General features: G+C 70.3%; 22 protein-coding genes, 1 pseudogene and 1 CRISPR repeat array. Of the genes and pseudogenes, 10 read left to right on the top strand and 13 right to left on the bottom strand.

Features of this window, described 5'->3' with window-relative positions:
- Positions 1-355: 355 nt before the first annotated feature.
- Positions 356-793: direct repeats of the CRISPR family, unit length 30 nt; unit sequence GTCCTCATCGCCCCTACGAGGGGTCGCAAC.
- A gap of 127 nt (positions 794-920) precedes the next feature.
- Positions 921-1247: a hypothetical protein gene (locus tag AB0K60_RS29170; RefSeq protein ID WP_364062046.1), complete on the top strand. Its 327-nt coding sequence runs from the start codon at positions 921-923 to the stop codon at positions 1245-1247.
- A gap of 36 nt (positions 1248-1283) precedes the next feature.
- On the opposite strand, the gene AB0K60_RS29165 is transcribed toward AB0K60_RS29170, so the two are convergent.
- Positions 1284-1661 (bottom strand): helix-turn-helix domain-containing protein, encoded by a 378-nt coding sequence (locus AB0K60_RS29165; protein ID WP_364062043.1) that lies wholly within the window; start codon positions 1659-1661, stop codon positions 1284-1286.
- Between the two features lie 98 nt (positions 1662-1759).
- Here AB0K60_RS29165 and AB0K60_RS29160 point away from each other — a divergent pair, with 98 nt between their 5' ends.
- The gene (locus tag AB0K60_RS29160) at positions 1760-2422 is read left to right on the top strand and encodes an NAD(P)-binding domain-containing protein (RefSeq protein ID WP_364062040.1); all 663 of its coding nucleotides are present in this window, start codon (positions 1760-1762) and stop codon (positions 2420-2422) included.
- 239 nt (positions 2423-2661) lie between these two features.
- Complete coding sequence (locus AB0K60_RS29155; RefSeq protein WP_364062037.1) at positions 2662-3459, top strand: SAM-dependent methyltransferase; 798 nt, start codon at positions 2662-2664, stop codon at positions 3457-3459.
- Positions 3460-3495: 36 nt separating this feature from the next.
- Here the strand turns inward: AB0K60_RS29155 and AB0K60_RS29150 are convergent, their stop codons facing one another.
- A complete protein-coding gene (locus AB0K60_RS29150) occupies positions 3496-4482 on the bottom strand; it encodes an alpha/beta hydrolase (protein ID WP_364062034.1) in 987 nt (328 codons plus the stop codon).
- Positions 4483-4528: 46 nt separating this feature from the next.
- Positions 4529-4846: an antibiotic biosynthesis monooxygenase gene (locus tag AB0K60_RS29145; protein ID WP_364062031.1), complete on the bottom strand. Its 318-nt coding sequence runs from the start codon at positions 4844-4846 to the stop codon at positions 4529-4531.
- Positions 4847-5037: 191 nt separating this feature from the next.
- On the opposite strand from AB0K60_RS29145, the gene AB0K60_RS29140 reads away from it, so the two are divergent.
- Positions 5038-6003: an AraC family transcriptional regulator gene (locus tag AB0K60_RS29140; RefSeq protein ID WP_364062029.1), complete on the top strand. Its 966-nt coding sequence runs from the start codon at positions 5038-5040 to the stop codon at positions 6001-6003.
- Between the two features lie 181 nt (positions 6004-6184).
- Here the strand turns inward: AB0K60_RS29140 and AB0K60_RS29135 are convergent, their stop codons facing one another.
- Both AB0K60_RS29135 and AB0K60_RS29130 read right to left on the bottom strand, forming a co-directional pair.
- Positions 6185-7486 carry a hypothetical protein gene (locus AB0K60_RS29135; RefSeq protein ID WP_364062026.1) on the bottom strand — a complete coding sequence of 434 codons (1302 nt, stop codon included), beginning with the start codon at positions 7484-7486 and terminating at the stop codon, positions 6185-6187.
- A complete protein-coding gene (locus tag AB0K60_RS29130; RefSeq protein WP_364062023.1) occupies positions 7483-8052 on the bottom strand; it encodes a sigma-70 family RNA polymerase sigma factor in 570 nt (189 codons plus the stop codon). Before AB0K60_RS29130 ends, AB0K60_RS29135 begins: the two co-directional genes overlap by 4 nt.
- 209 nt (positions 8053-8261) lie before the next feature.
- Between AB0K60_RS29130 and AB0K60_RS29125 the strand changes: the two genes are divergently transcribed.
- Entirely contained in the window at positions 8262-8885 is a 624-nt protein-coding gene (locus tag AB0K60_RS29125; protein WP_364062020.1) for a QsdR family transcriptional regulator, read from the top strand.
- Between the two features lie 59 nt (positions 8886-8944).
- Here AB0K60_RS29125 and AB0K60_RS29120 read toward each other — a convergent pair whose 3' ends face one another.
- From AB0K60_RS29120 to AB0K60_RS29110, 3 genes are read right to left on the bottom strand one after another with little or no spacing between them, the layout of a single operon-like run.
- A complete protein-coding gene (locus AB0K60_RS29120) occupies positions 8945-9973 on the bottom strand; it encodes an ABC transporter permease (RefSeq protein WP_364062017.1) in 1029 nt (342 codons plus the stop codon).
- Complete coding sequence (locus AB0K60_RS29115; RefSeq protein WP_364062014.1) at positions 9970-11502, bottom strand: sugar ABC transporter ATP-binding protein; 1533 nt, start codon at positions 11500-11502, stop codon at positions 9970-9972. Before AB0K60_RS29115 ends, AB0K60_RS29120 begins: the two co-directional genes overlap by 4 nt.
- 1 nt (position 11503) lies before the next feature.
- Positions 11504-12616, bottom strand: coding sequence for a substrate-binding domain-containing protein (locus AB0K60_RS29110; protein ID WP_364062011.1), 1113 nt, complete (start codon positions 12614-12616; stop codon positions 11504-11506).
- A gap of 429 nt (positions 12617-13045) precedes the next feature.
- Between AB0K60_RS29110 and AB0K60_RS29105 the strand changes: the two are divergent.
- A pseudogene (locus tag AB0K60_RS29105) lies at positions 13046-13219 on the top strand (acetyl-CoA C-acyltransferase); the annotation flags it as partial.
- Between the two features lie 52 nt (positions 13220-13271).
- Positions 13272-14027, top strand: a complete 756-nt coding sequence (fabG, locus tag AB0K60_RS29100; RefSeq protein WP_364062008.1) for a 3-oxoacyl-ACP reductase FabG — start codon at positions 13272-13274, stop codon at positions 14025-14027.
- A 111-nt stretch (positions 14028-14138) separates the two neighbouring features.
- On the opposite strand, the gene AB0K60_RS29095 is transcribed toward fabG, so the two are convergent.
- Together AB0K60_RS29095 and AB0K60_RS29090 are read right to left on the bottom strand one after the other, a co-directional pair.
- Positions 14139-14891, bottom strand: a complete 753-nt coding sequence (locus AB0K60_RS29095; protein ID WP_364062005.1) for an alpha/beta hydrolase — start codon at positions 14889-14891, stop codon at positions 14139-14141.
- Positions 14892-15300: 409 nt separating this feature from the next.
- The gene (locus tag AB0K60_RS29090; RefSeq protein WP_364062002.1) at positions 15301-15900 is read right to left on the bottom strand and encodes a helix-turn-helix domain-containing protein; all 600 of its coding nucleotides are present in this window, start codon (positions 15898-15900) and stop codon (positions 15301-15303) included.
- Between the two features lie 88 nt (positions 15901-15988).
- Here AB0K60_RS29090 and AB0K60_RS29085 point away from each other — a divergent pair, with 88 nt between their 5' ends.
- A complete protein-coding gene (locus AB0K60_RS29085) occupies positions 15989-16957 on the top strand; it encodes an NADP-dependent oxidoreductase (protein WP_364061999.1) in 969 nt (322 codons plus the stop codon).
- Between the two features lie 52 nt (positions 16958-17009).
- Here AB0K60_RS29085 and AB0K60_RS29080 read toward each other — a convergent pair whose 3' ends face one another.
- Together AB0K60_RS29080 and AB0K60_RS29075 are read right to left on the bottom strand one after the other, a co-directional pair.
- Positions 17010-18356, bottom strand: a complete 1347-nt coding sequence (locus AB0K60_RS29080) for an amidase family protein (protein WP_364061996.1) — start codon at positions 18354-18356, stop codon at positions 17010-17012.
- Positions 18357-18571: 215 nt separating this feature from the next.
- Positions 18572-19747 (bottom strand): hypothetical protein, encoded by a 1176-nt coding sequence (locus AB0K60_RS29075; RefSeq protein ID WP_364061993.1) that lies wholly within the window; start codon positions 19745-19747, stop codon positions 18572-18574.
- Positions 19748-19951: 204 nt separating this feature from the next.
- Between AB0K60_RS29075 and AB0K60_RS29070 the strand changes: the two genes are divergently transcribed.
- Both AB0K60_RS29070 and AB0K60_RS29065 read left to right on the top strand, forming a co-directional pair.
- Positions 19952-20230, top strand: a complete 279-nt coding sequence (locus AB0K60_RS29070; protein WP_364061990.1) for a hypothetical protein — start codon at positions 19952-19954, stop codon at positions 20228-20230.
- 291 nt (positions 20231-20521) lie between these two features.
- A complete protein-coding gene (locus tag AB0K60_RS29065; RefSeq protein WP_364061987.1) occupies positions 20522-21457 on the top strand; it encodes a fumarylacetoacetate hydrolase family protein in 936 nt (311 codons plus the stop codon).
- A gap of 61 nt (positions 21458-21518) precedes the next feature.
- On the opposite strand, the gene AB0K60_RS29060 is transcribed toward AB0K60_RS29065, so the two are convergent.
- Entirely contained in the window at positions 21519-23228 is a 1710-nt protein-coding gene (locus AB0K60_RS29060; RefSeq protein ID WP_364061984.1) for a ricin-type beta-trefoil lectin domain protein, read from the bottom strand.
- Positions 23229-23261: the final 33 nt, after the last annotated feature.

The raw sequence follows: 23261 nt of genomic DNA, 5'->3' as shown, positions 1-23261 counted from the left end.
CCCCACTGGCCAGGCGGTTGCCATCCGTCGTAGGGGCGATGAAGCTCCGCACTTCCGGCACCACCCGAGCCAACAGGTCGCACATCACCGACCGCTCCGGCCTCAACACCTCCTCCGAACGCAAGCACCCCTCTTCCCCCACATGACATCTGCCCAGCTCACCCCGGGCTTCCCGGCAATGCGACTGGCCCCGGCCCGGCCAAGCGCGTTACGCTACCCCCCAGCCAACAAAAGCCCTTAACGATCATGGTCTTGCAGCAAACCTCCGGGGTTTTCAGCACTACCGGAGGTTCACTGCAAAAACCGCCCCCGAAGCCGCCACAGAAGCATGTCCCACCTGCGGCTTTACTCTCGGGTCCTCATCGCCCCTACGAGGGGTCGCAACTTGTAGGGGTCGACCAGCAGCACGGCCGTGTGGCGGACCTGTCCTCATCGCCCCTACGAGGGGTCGCAACCGCAGCCGGGAGCAGGCCGCCCACGCGTCCGGCCCGTGTCCTCATCGCCCCTACGAGGGGTCGCAACGCGATCCACTCCGGCGTGACCAGATGCTTGGCCATCGAGTCCTCATCGCCGTTACGAGGGGTCGCAACCCGGTTGGGGCAAGGACCTGGAGACGATCCAGAGCACGTCCTCATCGCCCCTACGAGGGGCCGCAACGAAGTGCAGGTGCAGGCGGGACGTATCCCGGAAGCGGGTCGGGTCCTCATCGCCCCTACGAGGGGTCGCAACGCGTGGTAAGTGGTCGCATGCGACGCGAGAGCCCGTCCTCATCGCCCCTGCGAGGGGTCGCACCGCGAGTCCGGGGTTGGTCAATGCCAGCGCGAGATCATCGGTCAGCGTGTCGTCGTCCGCGTTATCGTCCTGAGCTGCCTCGATTCACCTTTGGCACGATGTGGTACGGCTTGCGCTATGGGGGGAGCATGGATGAGTTCTGGGGCGCGGCCGGTCGATGTGAGCGTGTCAACGACTCGAGGAGCGTCACCCGTGGTCTTCGGCGAGGGCAGGCGTATGTGCTGACGATCAACGGCGAGCCTCTCGCAGATGTCATCCCGATCAAACGACGTCGCGCCGTCTCCACTGCAGAGGTTCTGGCGATCTTCGCAAACGCGCCCGTCCTCGATCTACGTGCCGACCTGGACATCGTCATCGATCAAGAGCTGCCGTCCGACCCGCTGGAAGGCACCGGCCTGTGCGGCACAAAGAAGGCGTGCTCGACACCAATATCATCGCGGCCCTTCCCTGGATGACGCCGTCGACCGCGCGTGGTGGTCACGGCGGTTCGGTCAGTTGGCCGTTGCGGTTCGCGCCGCGCGTTCCTGGGCGTCGAGGAGTTCGTCGCCGTGTTCGATCGTCCAGCGGCCGAGCGCTGCCATCGGGCCGTCGATGAGGCTCTGTCCCAGGGGAGTCAGGTGGTATTCGACGCGGGGTGGGGCCTCGGCGTGGGCGCGGCGGTCGATCAGGCCGTTGGCGAGGAGGCGGCGTAAGGCCTCGGTCAGGACCTTGTCGCTGATGCCGCCGATCGCGGCGCGTAGTTCGCGGCGGCGGCGGGGGCCCTTGCGAAGGGCGGTCAGGACGACGGGGTCCCAGGTGTGGGCGAACAGGTCGGTGGCCGCGCGCAGGCGGCAGTCGGCGACGAATCCGTGGTCTTCGCAATCGCTCATCGTGTCGTTCATTGTCGCAGTTCGATGCGTACCGATCGGTGCGTGACGGCCTGTCTACCGTGGCCGTCGGACAGGTCAACGCGTGGAGAGGGGCTGCGATGCGGATCGGCATCCTGGGCACGGGGAATCTGGCGGCGGCGCTGGGGGAGGGCTGGGCGCGGGCCGGACATGAGGTGGTGGTCGGCGGGCGGTCGCCGGATCGGGCGCAGGGGCTCGCGGAGCGGCTGGGGCGGGGGGTGCGTGCGGCCTCGCCGCGTGAGGTGGTCGCCGGGCGGGACGCGGTGCTGCTGGCGGTGTCGTGGGAGGGCGTTGAGGAGATGCTGCGGAGCGCGGGGGCTGACGAAGGGCTGCTGGCGGGGGTGCCGCTGATCGATCCGACGAACGCCGTCGAGCATGGGGTCGGGGTGCTGCTCACGGGGCCCGGCGAGTCGTTCGCGGGGCGGATCGCCAGGCTGGCGCCGGGGGCGCATGTGGTGAAGGCCTTTCATCTGTTTCCCGCCGGTCAGTGGACGGGGTCGGGCGGCGGTGACGGGGCCGCGGTGACGGTGGCGATGTGCGGGGACGATCCGGCCGCGCTGGAGGTTGTCGGTGAGCTGGTACGGGACGTCGGTGGGGTGCCTGCCGTACTGGGGGGACTGGATCGGGCCCGGCAGGTAGAGGAGGCCGCGGGGTTCGTCATCGGGTTGGCGTTCGGGGGCCATGACCCCAACTCGGCCATCCCGCGGGTTCCATCGCCGGTCGCCGCGCGGACCCGAGAGTAGAGTCGCAGGTCATGGTTCTTCCGGCGGGCTACTGCGGCGGTGTCTTGCGGTGAATCTCCGGTGCTGCAGGAAACCCGGGAGGTTGCTGTAGAGGGGCATTGGCGGACAGTGGTCGTGCAGTCAAACGGGATAGGCCGGTGCGTACCTACATATAAGTCATTTTCTGGGCATTGACGGCATTTCAGGTGGGCGTACCGATAATCTCGAACGACCGGTACCTACAAAGGGAGGGCGTAGTCGTGCCTGATGACTCTGGTGCCCAGCCATTGAACCTTGATACCACCACGCCGCACCAAGCCCGTATCTGGAACTATCTGCTGGGTGGTAAGGACAACTATCCGGTGGATCGCGCGGCCGCCGAGCAGGTGCGGGAGCGGTACCCGGCCATCGTGGACATCGCGCGGCGATCCAGGAATTTCCTGGGGCGCGCGGTCACTTTCCTCGCGAAGGAAGAGGGCATCAGGCAGTTTCTGGACGTCGGTACCGGGTTGCCGACGGTTGACAATACACACGAGATGGCCCAGCGTGTGGCTCCGGAGTCACGCATCGTGTACGTCGACAATGACCCCCTTGTTTACGTGCACGCTCAAGCGCTGCTGACCAGCCATCCGCTTGGGGCGTGTGCTTACATCCAGGCCGATGCGCGGCAACCGGAGACGATATTGACGGCAGCGGCCGAGACGCTGGATTTCAGCCGGCCCATCGCCCTGATCGTCATGGGCGTCATGGGCACCGTCGCTGACGACGCGCGGGCCTACTCGATCATGGATACGTTCGTGCGGGCCTTGCCGTCGGGCAGGTTCCTGGTCTTCGAGGATGGCACGGCCGTGGTCCATCCGGAGGCCGCCACGGCGGCGGCGAAGCAGACGGGCTACCAGTACCGGTTGCGTACTCCGCAGGAGTTCGCGAGATTCTTCGACGGGCTCCAACTGTTGGAACCGGGCATCGTGTCGGTCTCCCGTTGGCGGCCGGAGGCGACGCCGTGGGAGGTCCCCGACGAAGTCGACGCGTTTTGCGGCGTGGGCCGAAAGCCCTGAGGCGTTTCGCTCATGAGGGGCCCGGCCCACCCCAGGTCATGCGGGACGGCCGCCGGTACGCGCGGACGCGGGTGTGGAGCTTAGGACTCGGGTGAGCCAGTCGGTGCGTGTCCGGCGGGCCTCGGTGGAGAGGGCGGCGTCGGGGAAGAGGGCGTCGAAGCCATGGAAGCCGCCGGCCCACACGTGGAGTTCGGCCTGGCCGCCCGCCGCCCAGACGCGGGTGGCGTAGTCGACGGACTCGTCGCGGAAGACCTCGGCGGTGCCGGCGTCGATGTACGTGGTGGGCAGGCCGGACAGGTCGTCGGCCGTGGCGGGGGAGATATAGGCGGGGATCTGGTCGTCGGTGCGGTCGCCGAGGAGTGAGCGCCAGGCGAACTCGTTGGTCTCGCGGGTCCAAATGCCGGGTTCGCCGGCGTACTGGCGGCTGGAGACGGTGATGTTGCGGTGGTCGAGCATGGGGCAGATCAGGATTTGGGCGGCGATGGGCGGGGTGCCGCGGTCGCGGGCCAGCAGGGTGACGCCGGCGGTGAGGCCGCCGCCCGCGCTGGCGCCCGCGACGATGATGCGGGCGGGGTCGATGCCGAGGTCGTCGGCGTGCTCGGCGACCCACAGCAGGCCCTGGTAGCAGTCCTCGACCGGGGTGCTGCCGCCGTTCTCCGGCGCCAGCCGGTAGTCGACGGTGACCACGGTGGCGCCGAGCGCGTCGAGCCACTCCAGGGGGATGTCGATCTGTGAGAAACGGTCACCCATGATCATGCCGCCGCCGTGCATCCAGTAGACGCAGGGGGCGTTCGGGGCGGCGATGGCCGAGGTGAAGATCGACAGCGGGATCTGTGCGCCGTCGGGGGTGGGGATGGTGAGGTCGCGGTGGGTGGCCGCGCGGCCCTTCAGGAGGGTGTCGATCGGCGCCGAGGGGATCTGGCGGAACTGCGCGAGGAGTTCCGGGGTGATCTGCGTGACGAGGGGCATCTCGGAGAGCAGCGCGTTCAGTTCGGGGTCCACGCCGGGACGTGCCAGGGTCATGGCTTGGGTTCCTTTCGAGGGGGAAGGGGAGGCTTCGGCGGGCGGGTTAGAGGACGGCCTTGCCGCCGATCGGCACGTAGTCGGTGTACGGCGACTCCGCGGCCACCAGTTCCTGGACCTGCTTCACCAGGGACTGCGCCGCCTCGCTGGCGAAGATGCGGTGGTGGTCCTCCTCGCTGCTCCAGCCCTCGGTGACGTGGATGACGTCGGGGTTGGACGCGGACTGGCAGATGAGGTAGACGAGGCAGTGCTCGCTCGCGGCGGGGCTGCCCTCGTCCAGGCCGGTCAGCAGCAGGGCGGCCAGCCGGTCGCCCATGCCGGGCTTGGCGGTCAGGGTGGCGTTGAATCCGTAGCGGACGGTCATGGGTCGCTCCTGTCTCGGATGGAGATGCGGATTCCTCCCGGCCGGCCCTTCGTCGTCTGACCGGCCGGGAAGTTCGTTGGTCCCATCTCACCGCCCTGGCATGGGGAAACAGTAGAACGAACCTCCCTGTCTCTTGCACGATCCTCTCTCGTGGGGGAGACATGAGCGGGTTCGTGTGCTGGAATCAGGGCATGGGATTCGATGAGCTCCGCGCCTTGCTGGCCCGGCACGTGCGGCAAGACGAGACCACCGCCATCGACGGCCTGTACATCGCGAGGATCGAGCGGTCGGGTCCGCCGTCGCCGTCGATGTCCGGCACCGTGCTGGCGATTCTCGCCCAGGGGGCCAAACGCCTTGCGATCGGTGACCGCGTCTTCGAGTACCGTCCCGGCGACTATCTCGTAGCGTCCGTCGACCTGCCGGTCACCGGTCACTTCATCGAGACGGATCCGGAGCATCCCGCCCTGGGGCTCGCGCTCGTCCTGGAACCGTCCGCCATCGCGGAGCTTCTGCTGCAGGCCCGCCCGGGTGACCTGCCCCGCCCCAGGGGAGGTGCGCTGCCGGGCATCGCCGTCGCCGGCATGACCGCCGACCTGCTCGACGCCGTGACCCGCCTGGTACGCCTGCTCGACCGGCCCCACGACCAGGCCGTTCTGGCTCCGCTGATCAAGCGCGAGATCCTCTGGCGGCTGATCACCGGCGAGCAGGGCGGCGCCGTGCGCCAGCTCGGTTTGGCCGACAGCAGCCTCAGTCACATCGCGCGGGCGGCGCGGTGGATTCGCCGGCACTATGCCGAACCGTTCCGGGTCGAAGACCTCGCGCGTCTGTCCGGTATGAGCGTCTCGGCGTTCTATCGCAACTTTCAGGCGGTGACCGCGATGAGCCCTATTCAGTTCCAGAAACAGGTCCGGCTGCAGGAAGCCCGGCTGCTGCTGGCCGCGCACCCGAACGACGTCACCGGAGTCGCCCATCGGGTCGGGTACGACAGTCCTTCGCAGTTCAGCCGGGAGTACCGCCGCGAGTTCGGCGCTCCGCCCAGCCGTGACGCGGCCCGCCTCCTCTCCCACGATCTCGGGCACGACGACGGCCTCTCGCGCAAGGACCTGCGTACGCCTGCGGTGACGACTTCACCGGTGTCGGGGTCGGGCCGGGCGTGATCGCCGCCGGGTGCGATGCCGCAGGTGGGCATCGAAGCTCTGGGGCCGGTTTCGCGGTGAACCTCCGGTAGTGCTGGGAACCCCGGAGGTTCGCTGAGGCGCGATCGCCCGGACGGGGACCGCTCCGGGCGGGTGGCGATGGCACCAGCCCGGAGCGGTCCCCGCGCTCAGAACGTGATCATCACTGCGGCAGGTTGCCCTGCTTGTCGACGTACCCGGTGGTCACGAAGGTCTGTCGCTGCGTGGGGAGCGGCAAGCCCTCCTCCAGGGTCTCTAGCTGCAGTACCTTGCCCGTATCGGCGTCGAGGATCAGGCGGTGGGTGACCTTTCCGCCCTTCAAGCTGTCCAGTACGTGCCCCTGCGTCTCCAGCGAAGTGCCCGTACGCCCCATCGCGTCAACGACGTTCGACTGGGACTTCAGCCCCAGGTCGGAGTCGGCCAGCACCTGATACAGCGCGGCCCGCGTTCCCGGAGTGATCGGCGAGGTCAGCAGTTGCACGCCCGTGTGCCACATGTACCAGCGGAGGTCGCGTCCGTCCTTCTGCAGGTCGCTCTGCTCGTACATGCTCATGAGTTCGGCCTTGAGCTTCTCCTTGTCGGTTGGCAGCTTGGGGTAGTCCGACCAGGTCAGGCTCGGGTTCCACCAGGCTTCCGGTCCGCCGGCCGGCTTCTCCTCTTCCCTCTGCGGCTGATCGCTCCCGTACAGTTTCGGGGAACCCCGCCGCTGCCACCGCGCCTTGTCGTCCGCGCTCGCGAAGTAGAACTTGAAGTCCTGGTTGAACACCCTGAGGTCGTTTCCGTCGCCCAGCGGCCGCCACTCCTCGACGGTCTGCTCCTTTACCGCCGAGTAGAGATAGCTTTCGGACTTCACCTTTCTGACCTTGGCTTCGAAGCGCGCTCTCGCGGTCGCGATTTCGGCGGCGGTGGCATTCGGGTCCTGCCGCTTGTCTTCGAACTCTCTGACCGCGGCCTGGACCTCGGAATCCCACTGCTCCGCCTGCCCGCGAAACTCCGGGACCAGGTCAAGCCGGCGCACCCGTGAGTACCAGTAGGCGCGAGCAGGGAGCGGCTCCTTCGACGAGACCTTCGCCGCGGCCAGCAGGACCGCCTTGGCGTTCGCGGCCTTGGGGACGGACGCCGGGGAACCCGTCGAGGGATTCGTCACGACCGGAGGGGCGGCGATCGAAATCTCGGTCGATGGACGGCCCGAGACGAGCTGCGGCACGATGGCCGTCGCCGCCGCTAGCATGCCGAGGCCGGCGACGATGCCGACCTTGACGCGGAGGCCGAGGCGACGGTCGCGCGCCCGGGTGAATCTTTCATGTCGCACCGGAGCCGCCTCAGGCTCCGGCGGGGTCTGGCGCGCCTGCGCGGACGCGGCCATCGTCTCCCGCAGCGTCCTGCGCGCCCGCTCGTACGCCTCGGGCCGCAGCGGCGGGGCATCCTTCAGCCGACCCAGCAGGTCAAGCTCGTCCACGGTCACCGGCCTTCCTTCACACCGTTGAGTTCGATCAGTAGCGCGGCCACCTCTGGCGCGGTTCGCAGCGCCGTACGGGCCTGGTGGAGCAGGCGGCGTGCCGTACCGGCCGGGATCTGGAGCGCCCGCGCGGCGTCGGCGACGGTCAGGTCCTCCCAGGCGACCAGGGTGAGCACGTCCCGTTCCTCCTGCTTGAGCCGCTGCAGGGCCGCCCGGAGGCCCGCCTGGGTGTCCACGCGGACGTCCACCGACGGCCAGGGATCCCAGCCGCTGACCAGGATCGTCACGTCGGGGACGAGCTCCTCGGCGGGCCGGGACCGCCAGTGGCGCCGCAGCCTGTTGAGGGCCACCCCGTACAGCCACGGCCGCGCGTCCGGGTACGCCCGGTCATAGGTCCTGCGGGACTCGAAGGCCGTCACCCACACCTCGCCGAGGAGATCCTCGGCCGCCTCCCGCCCCACTCGCCGCGCGAGGTAGGCCCCGACGGCGTCCTCGTGGCGGCAGATCACCTCCATAAAGGCGTCGTTGTCCCCGGCCAGCGATCTGCCGATCAGTTCCGCATCTGTCGTCATGGCCTTCCTCGACTCTGCTTACATTTCACCCTCCTATTGCCGACTCGCTCTCAAAGCGTTCAGAACCGGGAAGGGCATGCGCGTCCAGGACCGCTCCTGGAGGTACGGGCAGGGGCTCACCGGCGGCGTGTGAGTCAGGCGGCGGGGGCGCGGATCGTGGGGCCCCCGCGTCATTCGGCGCAGCCTGCGCCGACCGATACGCTTTGCCTGTGCCCGATCTCGCCCCCGCCCGGCCGGATGCCTCCGCCCGGCCGGATGCCTCCGCCCGGCCGGATGCCTCCGCCCGCAGCGCGGCAGAGCGCGGCCGGGCACGAGCGATTCAGCTCGCCCGTCAGCAGTTCATCGCCGGTCAACGGGTCGAGATGGGGGCGCTTGCCCGGGAGATCGGGGTCAGCCGGATGACGCTGAACCGCTGGGTCGGGAGCCGGTACCGCCTCCTTGGCGATGTCAACTGGACGTTCGCGCACCACGCGCTGAAGACCAGCCGGAAACGGGCCCGCGGTTCGGGGATCGACGTGGTCGCCGGCACGGTCGAGGGCTTCATCGCGACGGTGCTGGAGTCGGATTTCATGCGGACCTTCCTGCGGCAGGAGGGCGAGATCGCGCTTCGGATCGTCACCACGCACAGCACCGACCTGCAGCGCAACTTCATCGCCTACGTCGCGGCACTGCTCGAGGAAGAGCTGCCCGGGCACACCACCGGCATGCCCACCGACGACCTCGCCTACCTGATCGTGCGAATCGCCGAGTCGTTCTGCTACGTGGACATGATCACCGGTGGTGAGCCGGACGCCACAAAGGTCGGCGCGGCCATCCGCGCCCTGTTGTCCTGACGCGGCGGCCGGTCAGGAGATCTCCCGCTTGAGGTCCGGTCGCCGCGGACCGCCCGTGGTCAGGTCCGATGGCCGGCGGCGACGCCGTCCGCGTCGACCTGGAGCCGCAGCTCCTCGGCTTTCGCCCGGGCGCGCTTGGCGCCGGCCACCGACTGCCGCCACTTCGCGAAGGCCACCGCGACCACGAGCACGACCCCGTTGAACAGATCACCCAGCCACTGGGCACTGGTGACGAACTGGAGCCCCTGGATCCCCGTGGCGAGGATGTAGACGGCCGCCACGGTGCCCCAGGCGTTGAAGGTGCCGCGCAGCAGCACCGAGCCGAGGAAGGCCGCGGCGAACGCGGGAAGCAGCAGGGCCGGGCCGTAGGTCAGGGAGGGGCCGTACAGCGATCCGTACAGGACCCCGCCGATGCCGGCGATCAGCCCGGACAGCACGAAGCCGAGCAGCACGTGCCGTCCGACGTGGACGCCGGCCAGCCGCGCGGCGTCGGCGTTCCCGCCGACCGCGTAGATGTACCGGCCCGCCGTCATGCGGCTGAGCAGCCACCACACGGCGAAGGCGATGACGAGGACGTAGACCACGATGATCTGGAAGCCGAAGACCGTCGTGGTGGTCAGCCGCACCCAGGCGGGCGAGTTCGGCGGCACCGGCTGAGTGGCCCCGACGATCATGGCTTGTACGGCGAGCGCCACCGAGGACATGCCGAGCGTCGCGATGAACGAGTTCACCTTGAACCGCACGACCACCACGCCGTTCACCAGGCCGATCAAAACGCCGACGAGTACGGCGGCGACGACGGCGGGCACCATGGGCACGCCGCGTTCGGTCTGCAACCAGACCGCGACCACCGTCGCCAGGTTCATCGCGGCGCCGGCGGACAGATCGTACGCGCCGGCGCACAGCGGGATCAGTACGGCGAGGGCCAGCAGGGCGGTCGCCGCGTTGGCGGACGCCACGCTGTGCAGGGTGGCGGTGGTGAGGAAGAGATCCGGTTTCCACGCGCCGAATATCGCGATGAAGGCGAGCCACAGATACAGGCCGGCGAACCGGTCGAACTGGAGGCGAAAGCGGATCCGGTCGCTCATACGGGCTCCTTGCGGACGACGTGGGCCGATTGGTCGGCAATCGCCGACGGGGTGATGGCGGATCCCCGCAACTCGCCGGCGATCCGGCCGCGCCGCAGCACCAGCACGCGGTGGCAGATCGCGGCCAGCTCCTCTTCGTCGGAGGAGCTGACGACGATGCCGATGCCGTCCCGCCGCGCGGCGTCGAGCAGCAGCGAGTGGAGGGCCGCCTGCGCCGCGACGTCGATTCCTTGGGTCGGCTCGTCGAGCAGCAGGACGCGGGGCCGGCGCCGCAGGCAGCGGGCCAGCACGATCTTCTGCTGGTTTCCGCCGCTGAAGTCCGCGAGGCGCTGCTCGATCGCTCCGGGCGGGCGGACGCCCACCCGGTCGAACCAGTCGAGCGCGGACCGCCGTTCCCCGGCGCGGTCCACCCGTCCCCATCGCGAGCATGCGGCGAGGTCCGCCACGGTGAGGTTCTCGCGGCCGGTGAGTTCGGGTATCGCGGCGAGCCGGTTGCGATCCGCCGGCACGTACGCCAGCCCGGCGGCCATCGCGGCCTGGGGGCCCGCCGGCGGCAGCGGCCTGCCGTCGACGGCGATGGTTCCGTGGTAGCGCGGACGGTCCCCGAAGATCGTCGGAAGCAGGTCATCGCGGCCGGAGCCTTCGAGCCCGGCGATCCCGACCACTTCGCCGGCTCGGACCGTGAAGGTCACGTCGGCGAAGGACGTCCCGTGCAGCCCCGCGCACTCCAGGCGCGGGTCGGCGGAGGACACGGCGGGCCGTTCACGCAGCCGCTCCTCGTAGTCCTCACCCATCATCGCGGTGATCACGTCGGTCCGGGTCAGCGCCGCCGACGGGGCCGAGAGCACCTTGCGGCCGTCCCTCAGCACCGTCACGACGTCGGCCAGGTCGAGCGCCTCCTGCAGGTGGTGGCTGATGACCAGGACCGCCGTCCCCCGGCGCGCGACCTCGCGGACGACGCGCGTGAGGACGGCGACCTCGTGCCGGGGCAGGGTGGCCGTCGGCTCGTCGAGGACCAGGGCGGTGATCGGGTCGGCGTCGCCTCGGTCCCGCAGCAACGCCCTCGCCATCGCCACGATCGTGCGCATGGCCGGGGAGAGCGTGCGTACCGGCGCCTCCGGTGCGAGGTCCGCCCCGAGCTCGTCGAGCGCCGCCCGCACCCGCGCGTGGGCGCGGCGGCGGCTGATCGTCCTGAGCCGGGTCGGCCAGCCGCTCGTGAGCAGGACGTTGTCGGCCACCGACAGGTCGTCGACGAGTGCGAGGTCCTGGTGGACGAACCGCAGTCCGGCGTCGTACGAGGCCCGTGGTGACGCCGGCGGCAGCGGCGCGCCCGCGACGCTGATCGCGCTGCCCGGATCGGCGTCCTGGTAGCCCGAGAGGATCTTGACCAAGGTGGACTTTCCGCAGCCGTTCGCGCCGAGGAGGGCGTGCACCTCGCCCCGGTACAGGTCGAGATCAATGCCGCGGAGCGCCATCGTTCCCGGGAATGTCTTGGCGACGTCGCGGATGCGGAGCACGGCTTCGGCCACGTCAGCGGACCTTCCACAGCTTCAGGAACTGCTCTTCGAAGCCCGCCGGGCCGGCGAAGTCGCCGTCCGACTCCTTGGCGGAGGCCTTGGTCACGAGCTTCTCCGGGAAGACCTGCTCCGCCGGTGAGACCGGCGGGGCGCCCTGGGCGTGGCGAAGGGCCGCGTCGACGGAGAACCAGGCCGCGTACTGGTTGTTCACCGCCACGAAGGCGCCGCCCGATCCGTTCATGACGTCGTGGACGTTCTGTGGGAGCGGGAACAGGCCTCCGACCTTGACATTGAGCTGGGCGTTCGCCAGCGCCTGGTTCAGCCCGCCGAAGAAGGCGCCGTTGTACCCGATGACGTAGTCGATCGTCGGATCGCGGCGGATCTCCGAGACGATGGACTGCGCGGCGCCCGCTCCCGTGATCTGGGTGGCGGAGTTCTCGATCTCGCTGACCCGGCATCCCGGGCAGATCCCGCCGAGTTCGCGTTTCACCGCGTCGGCCCAGCCCACGACGGCCTTGTACGCGCTGATCTTCTGGACGAGGACGTGGGCCTTGCCGCCGGAGTCGTCGGCGACCCAGCGGGCGATGGACTTGGCCATCGCCTCGTCGTTCACCGGCCCCGCCGCGATCACCGGCACGGTCTCGCTCTGTGGCACCGGCCCGACGTAGTTCGGCACGAGAATCGCGCCGATGCGCTGGAAGTCCGGCAGGTACCGCGACCAGAGCTCGTACGGCATGCCGCCGAACGCGACGGCGGCCGGCTTGAGGTCGAGCGCCTGCCGGAACGCCGGGGCCAGCGAGGCCGGATCCGTGGTCACGAAGGGGATCTCGACCACCCGCCAGCCGACGGCCTTCGCGGCGGTTTGGAATCCCTGGGCCTGCTGGGTGCACTGCGGGACCTCGCACTTCAGGAAGGCGATGGTGCCGCCGGGCTCCGGCTTGCGCGGCAGCGGCGTCGTGATGGGGATCGCGACGGGCTCCTGTTCGAGTCGCTTGACGGCGGCGGACGCCTCCGCCTCGCCGCCGGCGGGTCCGGCCGCGCCGGACCCGCAGCCACCGAGGACCGCGAGGAGCGCGGCACCCGCCATGAGACCGAACAGACGACACAGACGACGTGGTCTTGTCATGACATTTCCTTAGGGAGAGCAGGGACGGCAACAGGCCATCCCCCCGGTGGATCAGGTGAGCCCCCGCAGCATTTTGTGTTACTAATCCGGGAACGTAACGCTGTCGGGCCTCGGGAGTCAACGGGTTGTTGCCGAGGCGTAAACCCGCGGTTGCCGTCGAACCCCCCGCTCCTGGACGGGCAGGATGTTACATATTAGGATTTGCACTAATGTCGAGCGGTCGCCGCCACGTCACCCGGCGGAGGCGACCGGACGAGGAGAGCGACGATGGGACGAGCCGCCGAGACCCGCGGCGGGCAGCGGACCTCGACCGGTTGCGCGCCCTGATGACGGCGCGGCCGATCCAGAGCATCCGGGACATCCGGGGCTACCGCCCCGATTCGGCGCCACGCGCCGCCATCGCCGAGATCCTCGAGGTCGCCCACGTCGCTGAACGTCAACGGCGGCGCGATCGCCGTGGGTCACCCGCTCGGCATGACCGGCGCGCGGATCACCAGCACGCTGATCAACTCGCTGCGGTACCACGACAAGCAGTTCGGGCTTGAGACCATGTGCGTCGGCGGCGGCCAGGGCATGGCCATGGTGCCGAAGCGGTTGTCATGACCGTACGCGTTTCCTTCGGCCCGACCGGAAAGACTTCGAGGAGCTCACCCCCATGACCATCACCCGTACCGCCATCGTCACCGGAGCCGCCCGTGGCATCGGCGCGGCCGTCGCCAAGCGGCTGGCCGCCGACGGCTTCGCCGTGGCCGTCGCCGACCTGGACGAGGCCGCCGGCAAGCCGGTCGTCGAGGAGATCGAGAACGCGGGTGGCCGCGCGCTCGCCGTGGGCGTCGACGTGGGCGACGAGCCCGCCGTACGGGCCGCGGTCGAGCGGATCGCCGGCGAGCTCGGTGAGCCGACCGTGCTGGTGAACAACGCCGGGATCATCCGGGACAACCTGCTGTTCAAGATGACCGCCGACGACTGGGACGCGGTGATGAACGTGCACCTGCGGGGCTCGTTCCTGATGGCGCGCGCCGTGCAGGGGTACATGGTCAAGGCGGGCTGGGGCCGGATCGTGAACCTGTCCAGCACCTCGGCGCTGGGCAACCGCGGTCAGGCCAACTACGCGGCGGCCAAGGCCGGGCTGCAGGGCTTCACCAAGACGCTGGCGATCGAGCTGGGCAAGTTCGGCGTCACGGTGAACGCGGTCGCCCCGGGGTTCATCGAGACGGACATGACCGCCGCCACCGCGGAGCGCATCGGTGTGTCGTTCGAACAGCTCAAAAAGGACACGGTGGCCCGGATTCCGGTGGCTCGCACCGGTCTGCCCGCCGATATCGCGCACGCTGTGGCGTTCTTCGTGAGCGAAGGCGCCGGGTTCGTGTCCGGTCAGGTGCTCTACGTCGCCGGTGGGCCGACGGTGTGAGAACCCTCGCGGCCGTCGACGTACCGTCGTGGTCGACGGCCGCACGAGGAGATCGGGGATGAGCCCGTAGCGCCGCCGGCCACTCGCGGTCCGCGCGCGCTCGGCACGGCGCTACGGCCGCAGACCGTCCACGGCGCCGAAGAAGTCGCGGATCGGGGCCGCCAGGGCCGCCGGGTTCTCCTGCGGCACCATGTGTCCCTCTCCCGGGAGCCGGACCACGGTGGAGCCGGGCAGAAGGGCCGCCTGCGAGATCTGATAGTGCTCCGGTTCGGTGGCGTCCTCGGCGGGCACCAGGAACAGCCACGGCTGCGTGAGGTTGGGCAGCAGTTCGGCGGACTCGTTCAGATAGAACTCGGTCGACGTGATATGCGAGACGACCTCTCGTGGCACCAGGCTCCCCGATTTCCCGCACGCCGCGACGAGCGGGGAATCGGGCGCCTCGTGGACGAAGAGCCCCGCGAGCACCTGGGCGATGGCGTCGCCGTCGCCGGCGACATCCACGAGCGTGGCGACGTCCTCCCGGGTCTCCTCGAGTTTTCCGGTCACGGGAATGCCGGCGATGCTGACGCCCGCGCGAACCGCGTCCGGGTGCCGTGCCGCCAGCCGGACGCCCACGGCATTGCCCATGGAATGGCCGACGTAACCGAATTCGCGCAGCCCCAGTCGGGTCGCCAGCTCCCACAGATCGTCGGCCATCCTGCGCAACGTCGGTTCGGTTTCGGCCTTGGCCGAGCCGCCGTGACCGCGAAGATCGGGGATGATGTGCCGGTATTCCGGCAGGAGGGCGGCCAGCTCGGCGTACAGGTGCGACGCCATCATGAAGCCATGCCCCCAGAGGATGGCCGGAGCACCGTCCTCGCCCACGATGTCGTAGTGGATGACGTCGCCATTGATTGTCGTGGTGCTCATCGAGCCATCGTCTCCCTCGTACGTCCCCGCGCGGCAGCCGCCAAGCAGGGCGCGATCTCGGCCCGGCGAGCGGCGCCGGCGCCACCGTCGTTACGTTTCGTTCTATGTAACGCGGATCGCAGGTTAACCGCACGCCAGGCACGTACGCAAGAGCCTGCGGCCATCGCCTGGGCCTACGCGGGCGCGCGGGTCGTTGTCGCCGTCGGCACGCCTCGATGCCGGCCCTCAGCACGCGGTGCTTGCACGGATGCGGCGGTTCCGGGCGACTGATGACGGGCGCGGGACCGCCCCCGCGTGCGCCCGGATGCCGGGTCCGTACGCCTGCCGACATTGGCGGGATCGGGATCGTGCGAGGCGGATTCGGTCAGAGCGTCTTCGGCGGCGGATGTGGCAGTGGGTGGGCGCCTTCGGGGCGCAGGCCGTCGAAGATGATCGCGAGGTAGCGTCGCCACAGGTCGGGCGGGGGGTTCGGTACGTAGCCGACCACGTGGTTCGGCACGCACATCAGGAGGATGACGTCCTCGCCGGTGACGTCGGGCCGTATCGCCTTATGGTCGCGGGCCCGGTCGGCGAGCGCGTTGATGACCTGGAACAGGCGCTCCCGGAGCCGGGTCATCTCGGGTGTGAGGCGCTCGGACCTCTGCAGAAACGACTGGTCGAATTCCTGCTGCTGGCGGGCCGCCAGGTCGAGGAATTCCAGTAGCGCCGCGCCCGCGTCCGCGGCCTCCAGCAGGCGCTCGGCGGCCTCGATGAGCCGCGTGATCCGGTCGTGGACGATCGCGGCGAGTAGGTCGTCCTTGGTGGGGAAGTGGCGGAAGACCGTTCCCTTGCCGACTCCGGCGCGGCGGGCGATGTCGGCGACGGACGCGTCCAGCCCTCGCTCGGCGAACTCCTCGGCCGCGGCGGCGAGCAGCAGTTCCCGGTTCCGTGCGGCGTCGGCGCGGAGGGGGCGGTGCGAGGTCACCCGGCCAGACTACAACTTGACCGCACGGTCCGTTTACGGCTACGGTCGGGCCGTAAGGTGACCAACTGGTCCGTTTATGGAGGCGTACATGAAAGCGGTCGTCGTGAACGGCTATGGCCCGCCGGAGGAGTTCGTGGTGGCGGACGTTCCCATGCCGCGACCGGGGCCCGGGCAGATGCAGGTCCGGATCGCCGCCGCCGCGATCAACCCGACCGACATCGCCCTGCCCAGCGGCGTGTATCACGAGCAGGCGCCGCTGGCGTTCCCGCACGTGCCCGGCAACGACTTCGCCGGCACCGTGACCGAGGTCGGGCCGGGGGTGACCGCCTTCCAGGTGGGGGACGAGATCTTCGGCCAGGCCGTGCCCAGGGTCCTGCGCGCGATGGCCAGCCCGACGCGGCCGTCGCTCAGCACCGGGTCGCTGGCCGAGTACGCGGTGTTCGAGGCCGACACCCCGATGATCGCGCACCGGCCCCCGTCGGTGCCGCCCGAGGAGGCGGCGGCGCTGCCGACCGTCGGCCTGACCGCGCTGGCCCTGATGGGCGTGGCCCCGCTGAAGCCGGACGAGACCGTACTGGTCGTCGGCGCGAGCGGCGGCGTGGGCACGGCGGTGATCCCCCTGATCGCGGCGGCCGGAGCGCGGGTGATCGCGACCGGCACCGCCGCGGACGCCGACATCCTGCGCGATCTCGGGGCCCACGAGATCATCGGGTACGACGAAGCGGGTTATCCCAGTGGCGTTGACGTCGCGTTCAACCTGACTCTGCCCGGCGACCGGCTGACCGGCCTGACCAGGGCGCTGCGTTCCGGCGGGCGGCTGTTCACCATCGTCTATCCGCCGCCGTCCCAGGAGCAGATCGGCCGCGACGACGTGGAGTCGCGGTTCGTGCTCGACCTCGACGGCACGTACGGCGGAATGCGGGAGGTCGGCGAGTTCGCGGCCGACGGCCGGCTGCGGGCCGTGATCAGCCGTCGCTACACCCTCGACCAGGGCGCGCAGGCATGTGTGGACTTCGTCCGCGAACACACAAGAGGAAAACTCGTCGTCAGCATGTAAAGCACCACGCGATGCGCTGCCTGTCAGAAGGTGAGCGACCGGGAACGGATGTCTACTCGATGGAGGCGTGCCGTTTCCAGGGGCGGGCGGATTCGAGCTGGGCGGCGAGGTTGAGCAGGTGGGATTCGCCGCCGGGCGGGGCGATGAGCTGGACGCCGATGGGCATGCCGCTGGAGTGGGTGCCGAAGGGCACCGACAGGGCGGGCCAGCCCGCCAGGTTCCACTCGCCCGTCGCGGGGGCGAAGGTGACATTGCGGAGCGTCGTGCGGAGCAGGCCGTGGCGTCCCGATCGGTCGGCGCGGGGCGGGACCGTGGCCACGGTCGGGGTGACGAGGACGTCCACGTCGCCGAACCACTGGTCGGCGCCGTAGGCGCGCCAACGTTCCCTGGTCTGGGTGCCGTCCAGGCGCAGTGCGGTGAGCAGGCGGCCGGCGCGGGCCAGGGCGCGGGTGCGGGGCTCCAGGCGGTGCGGGTCGAAGCCGCGTGCCTCGCTGGCGGCGGCGGCGTACCAGGTGGCGATGGTGGCCAGGCCGAGGACGACGGGGTAGCGCTTGGCGTGCTCGACCACGGTGTGACCGGCGGTGCGGAGGGTCTCCGCGGCCTCGACGGCGGCGGCGCGGAACTCGGGGTCCATGCGGAAGCCGACCGGCAGCGGCTGCGGGGCGACGGCGATGCGCAGATCGTCGGGGGCGTCCAAGCCGCCGACGCGGTACTCGCGGCCCGTCATGACGCTCAGGCCGAGGGCGAGGTCGGCGACGGTGGCGGCGATCGGCCCGCTCTCCGTGAGGCCGAACCAGGTGTTCTCCACGGGTGGCACCAGGTCGGGGCCGGGCTTGATGGCCGTGACTCCGCAGGCGGCCGCCGGGATGCGCAGCGAGCCCAGCCCGTCGGTGCCGTGCGCGAGCGGCACCATCCCGGCCGCGACCGCCGCCGCGCTGCCGCCGGACGAGCCGCCCGGGGTGCGGCTGAGATCGCGGGGGTTGCGGGCGATGCCGTACGGGTTGTCGGTGGCCCCCGCCAGGCAGAACTCGGGCACGTTGGTGATGCCGACGACCACCGCGCCCGCCTCCCGTAGCCGGGCGACCACCGGGTGATCCGCCTCGGCGGGTGCGTCGCTCGTCGCGCCGGAGCCGTTCCTCGCCGCCTCCCCGGCGATCGCGATGTTGTCCTTGATCGCCACGGGGACCCCGGCGAGCGGCAGATTCGCCAGGTCGGGCCGCTTCTGTACGGCTTGCGCCTCCGCCGCGGCCTCCTCTGCCCGGATCCTTCGGAACGCTCCGATTGTGTCGTTCCGTGCGGCGATCACGGCGAGGTGTTCGTCGATCACGGCCATCGCCGTGGTCTTTCCCGTGCGTACGGCCTTGGCGATATCCGCTGCAGAGCGTCCAAACCACGACATGTCCGTAAGTGTCATGGCAAATACGCTCGGCAGCAATCATGCGGGCCGGGATTCTGCGACAGCCGTACGACCTTTGAAACGGTCAGCCGAAGCCGATCACACCCAGCTTGAGGAACACCGCGGCGACCTCGGCGAGGGCCCGCCCGCTTTGGCCGATGCCTCCTCGACGGTCGTGGGCGGTCTCGTCGCGTCCCGACACGACCCTGCCCGGTCCGCTACCTGCCGCCACCCGCGCGATAGACGCCCTTGGTGAGCGTGGTCATCCGGGACACCGAGCTCTGCCACGTGGCGCCCGCCGGTTGGGAGGTCAGCAGGACGATGATGAAGCGGTCGCCCGTACCGACGAGGCCGGTGGTGTGCAGCACGGGGCGGGTGAAATCGACCCCCGGCACTCCTGCGGACGACGGGGATGACGCGGACGCGTTCCGTGCCGTGGCCGCGCCGTCGCTTCCGGCGCGCAGGGGAGGCATGCTGTTCGCCCGTACCTTGACGCAACGGACCGGTGGCACCGAGCCGTAGCCGGACCATCCCTGCTTGATGGCCCAGGGCTTGGGTACGGCTCGGGGGATGCCGAAGTACTGGTCGAAGCCGTCGGCGCCGCATTGGGTGGCTTTGCGGAGGTTTCCGAGGATGAAGTCGCGGTGTGCGGGCTCGGCGCGGTCCAGCAGATAGCGGTAGACCTTGACGATGTCCGCCGCGCTGATCGCCGTATATCCCCAGAAGCCCGGCTTGTCGGCGGGCGGCGGCCCGCTGTCGGTCAGCTTCAGCCGTCGCACCATGCGCTTGATGATCGCCGTCTGGCCGCCTCGCCGCCACAGCGCGGTGGCCGCGTTGTCGTGGCTGGACCGCAGCATCGGCTGGAGCAGCGCGAGGTCGCTTTTGGGGATGGCGGACCCTCGGGGACGTGACTGCAGGTAGTCCAAGGCGATGAGGATCTTGACGACGGAGGCCGACCGATACCTCGCGTGGGCCCGGTATTGCGTGGTCACCTTGCCGGCCGCGGTGTCGAACACCATGTAGCCGGGCGTCACCCCCCGGGGAATCCGAGGACGCTTCGCCAGGCCCGTCGCGGTGGCCCCGGCACTCGCGGCGCTCCCCGAGCCGGTCGCGCCGCCGCGCCCCTTTCGCACCCGACCGGCCCCGCCGGACGTATCCGCGCCGTCCGCACTCGGGCTCGCCGCCTCGGAGGACGTGCGATCGTTCCCGCCGCCGGCCGCACCGGCCTGCCCGGCTCCCTGCGAGCTCACCGCCGTCTCCCCGCCCGAGCACCCGCCGGCGATCAGTACGGCGAGGGCGAGCGCGGCGGCCACCGCCGGACGGCGCATGCCCCGGAGGCCACCCGCGTCCCCGGCCCCGTCGCGGGTCTTCGGCAGTGTCTGCAGAGGCGTCACCCGGCCATCCCTACCACAGCTCACCTCGGCCCGCAGGGTTTGCGCTCACTGTGCGCGCAAGGTTTACCGGCGGTAGCCGCGTACGGCCTGTCTTCTGTGCGTTATTACCGACTGCGGACATTGACATGGTTCGTGTGAAACGGCGGCGCGAAGGTGGACCTAACGCACCACGCACCACCCGACAGCAGGGAACGAGGCACGGCCATGACAAGGAGAGACTGCCTGCTCGCCGCCCGAGCCGAGGCTCTTTTCGCCAGCCACCTGTCCGCGACCCACCGGCCCACCGCCGCCGAGGCGGCCGAGGCGATCAGGACGACCGTCCGCGCCCACGGCGGCACCCGCGGCTGCGCGGCCGAGGTCGCCGCCGCGTACGGGGAGCACCCCGAACTCGCCGCCCGCCGCATGCGCTGGGCCCTCAGCGCGGTCGAGGCGCTCTTCCCCGCCGGTCGCCGACGCCGCGACGAGCAGGTCGTCGCCGCCTGATCAGGGATCGGCCACGCCGGTGACCGGCGGTCGGCAACCGCCGCGGAACGGTTATCCCGGTATGCGCCGCCGCCGAGCCTGCCGCACCCCGCTTGGACCCCGCTTGGACCCCGATTGGACCCCGATTGGACATCGTTACGCCGTGAACCCGACAGGGACTTGGGCGGCGAACGGGCACCAACCCGCCGCTTCGGCGCGGCGTGCCGGGCGGCATACTCGAAGCTGCGCTCCACCGTCCCATCCCGTTCCGCACACCGCACCGGCGAGGTGCGGCGACCCCAAGGAGCAGGCGTGCGCATCGTGCGTTTCATCAGCCCGGCGACCGGCCAGAGCGCGATCGGCGTCGATGACGGCGACACCATCACCGAGTTCGGCGGGTTGTCCACGGTGGGCGAGCTGCTGCGGCTGCCGCTCGCCGAGGTGCGCGAGCGGTGCGCGGCGGCGGACGGCCCCCGCCACGAGTCCGCGCAGGTACGGCTGCTGCCGCCCGTGGACGGGCGCATGGAGGTGTGGGCCTGCGGCGTGACGTACGAGCGGTCGCGGGAGGCGCGGGTGCTCGAAAGCGAGCAGGCGGCCGACGTGTACGAGCTGGTGTACGACGCCGAGCGGCCCGAGTTGTTCTTCAAGTCGGCGGCGTGGCGGGTGACGGGCCATGGCGAGTCGGTGTCGATCCGGGCCGACTCGCAGGTGGACGTGCCCGAGCCGGAGCTGGGCCTGGTGCTCAACCGGCACGCCGAGGTCGTCGGCTACACGGTGGTGAACGACATGAGCTCGCGCACCATCGAGGGGGAGAACCCGCTCTACCTGCCCCAGGCCAAGATCTATCTGGGCGGCTGCGGCGTCGGCCCCGCCGTACGGCCCGCATGGGAGGTGGCCGACCCCTACGACCTTGCCATCGAGCTGACGATCAACCGGGGCGGCGCGGTCGAATGGACCGGTACGGCGAGTACGGGGCAACTGCACCGGAAGCTGGACGATCTGGTCGCCTATCTTTTCCGCGAGGATGCGTTCCCCGACGGCGCCGTGCTCGCCACCGGCACGTGCCTCGTGCCGGACCTGCCGTTCACGCTGCGCGCCGGCGACGGGATCGTCATCTCCATCGCCGAGGTGGGCACGCTGGCCGCCTCCGTGGTGTCGGGCAAGGAGGGGATGGGCTGGCTGGCGGACGCCGTGGACGATCCGGCGAGCCGAGGCCGAGGCGGCGCTCCCGCGGAGCGCCGCCCCTGACCGCCCGCGGCCGACGGCACGGGCTGCCGCGGCCGCCGTCGGCGTCATGCGGTCGCGTCGTCTACGACGCCGGCAGTTTCCACAGCTGGAAGGCGTTGGCGGCGCAGTCGGCCAGGACCATCGGCGACCCGTGGGTGAGTTCCCGGGTGCTCAGGCAGCGACCTGACGCGACGTTGCGGATGGTGCCGTTGGCCTGTTGCCGCCATTCCTGCGCCGCGTCGTCGTCGGAGCAGGGGGCGAGGACGACGGGGGTGCCGGCGGCCCTCCTGCCGTCCTGTGGCGTCATGCACTCTTTCGTCTCCTGGTTGAGCACCCTGCCACCGGCGTTGACCCTCCAGGTTTGCGGCGGCGTGTGATTGCAGTCGAAGACCCCCACGACGCCCAGCGGGATGTCCACGCACCAGGAACCGCTGCGGTGGGTGATGCCGCCAGGGGTGCCGTAGCCGGGGAAGGGGTCCTCCTCCTCGGCCGGCGGATCCTCACCTGGCGGATTCTCATCTGGCGGGTTGTCATCCTGTGGCGGTTCCTCACCTGGTGGGTCGTCATCCTGTGGCGGGTCCTCCTCCCCAGGGTCCCGCCCGTCGGTCGGCGGAAGGCTCCAACGCTGGGCGTCGTCCGCGGTGCAGGCGCCGAGGATGAGTCCGGCCTCGGGGTCCGACGGCCTGGTGAGGCACTTGCCGGAGGGGACGTGGCGGAGCGTGTGGTCCGTCTGCCGCCAGCGCTGGTTGTCGTCGTCGCCGCAGAGCCGGAGCACGATCGGCGTGTCGTCGCCGTCGGCGTCCGTCGCGGCCGTCATGCACTTTCCGAGGGCTTCGAGCGAGCCGTCGGCGCGGACCGTCCAGAGCTGCTCGCCCGCGTGGGAGCAGCTCCTGGCCACGATCGGCGTGTTCTCGGCCATCGAGGCGTCGCGAACCTCGGCGCAGACGCCGTTACCCCCTCTGATGTCGCCTCTGATGTTGCCGTGGTGGACGCTCCAGGAGAAGGTGATCCGCTCGGCGGCGCCGGACGCGTCGGAGGCGGTGACGATGGCCGCTCCGCTGCCGGCGCGGTCGGTCCGGCCGCTGATGCGTCCGGTGTCGGCGTCGATGGACAGCCCGGACGGCAGGCCGGTCGCGGCGTATTTGCGCGACGTCTTTCCCGCGGTTGTGGCGCCGGCCGCGATGTCGACGTGCGAGAAGAGCGCCAGATCCTGTCGGCCGGGGTTGGTCAGGGACGCCGAGGAGGCGGGAGGCAGTCGCCACACCTGGTCGTCCGATCCCGTGCAGGGGGTGACGGTGAGGGGTGTCCCCCGGGACGAGTGCGGGGCCGTCAGGCAGAGATTCGTGGCGGTGTTGCGCAGCGTGCCGTCGGGCTCGCGCTGCCAGACCTGTGCGGCCGAGTCGCCGCACTCCTCACCCACCACCCGGGAGCCTCCGGCGACGGTCACGCATTGCCGCATGACCTCCAGACGTCCGTCGGACCTTATCGTCCACATCTGCGGCTGGGTGAAGTTGCATGCGTACGCGCTGGTGGGATCGCCTCCGTCGGCGCAGATGCCGTCGAGACCGACGATCGGCCCGTCGGCGATCTGCCAGCGGAACGTCGCCGAGGACGTGTGGCCGTTCGGTCCGGTGGCCGTGACCTCGACCTTCGACGTGCCCGTGGCGGTGGCGGTGCCCGAGATCATGCCGGTCTCGGCGTCGATCGACAGGCCGTCGGGCAGGCCACTCGCGCTTTGACGCGCTCCCCGGCCTGAAGGCCGGGGATCCAGCCTGTGCCGCGTGTGCGGCACTTCTGTGGCTTCCTGTTTCACCGGGTCCTGCCC

Origin of the sequence: Thermopolyspora sp. NPDC052614, assembly GCF_040678635.1 — a bacterium.
Classification (GTDB): domain Bacteria; phylum Actinomycetota; class Actinomycetes; order Streptosporangiales; family Streptosporangiaceae; genus Thermopolyspora.
This window is presented reverse-complemented; position numbering and strand designations above follow the sequence as displayed.

Bases quoted from the DNA above. Each gene is read 5' to 3' on its own strand.
- AB0K60_RS29130 (WP_364062023.1), bottom strand. From the start codon at position 8,052: ATGACGACAGATGCGGAACTGATCGGCAGATCGCTGGCCGGGGACAAC.
- AB0K60_RS29085 (WP_364061999.1), top strand. From the start codon at position 15,989: ATGAAAGCGGTCGTCGTGAACGGCTATGGCCCGCCGGAGGAGTTCGTG.
- AB0K60_RS29120 (WP_364062017.1), bottom strand. From the start codon at position 9,973: ATGAGCGACCGGATCCGCTTTCGCCTCCAGTTCGACCGGTTCGCCGGC.
- AB0K60_RS29170 (WP_364062046.1), top strand. From the start codon at position 921: ATGGATGAGTTCTGGGGCGCGGCCGGTCGATGTGAGCGTGTCAACGAC.
- AB0K60_RS29145 (WP_364062031.1), bottom strand. From the start codon at position 4,846: ATGACCGTCCGCTACGGATTCAACGCCACCCTGACCGCCAAGCCCGGC.
- fabG (WP_364062008.1), top strand. From the start codon at position 13,272: ATGACCATCACCCGTACCGCCATCGTCACCGGAGCCGCCCGTGGCATC.
- AB0K60_RS29165 (WP_364062043.1), bottom strand. From the start codon at position 1,661: ATGAGCGATTGCGAAGACCACGGATTCGTCGCCGACTGCCGCCTGCGC.
- AB0K60_RS29140 (WP_364062029.1), top strand. From the start codon at position 5,038: ATGGGATTCGATGAGCTCCGCGCCTTGCTGGCCCGGCACGTGCGGCAA.
- AB0K60_RS29070 (WP_364061990.1), top strand. From the start codon at position 19,952: ATGACAAGGAGAGACTGCCTGCTCGCCGCCCGAGCCGAGGCTCTTTTC.
- AB0K60_RS29150 (WP_364062034.1), bottom strand. From the start codon at position 4,482: ATGACCCTGGCACGTCCCGGCGTGGACCCCGAACTGAACGCGCTGCTC.
- AB0K60_RS29080 (WP_364061996.1), bottom strand. From the start codon at position 18,356: ATGTCGTGGTTTGGACGCTCTGCAGCGGATATCGCCAAGGCCGTACGC.
- AB0K60_RS29160 (WP_364062040.1), top strand. From the start codon at position 1,760: ATGCGGATCGGCATCCTGGGCACGGGGAATCTGGCGGCGGCGCTGGGG.
- AB0K60_RS29110 (WP_364062011.1), bottom strand. From the start codon at position 12,616: ATGACAAGACCACGTCGTCTGTGTCGTCTGTTCGGTCTCATGGCGGGT.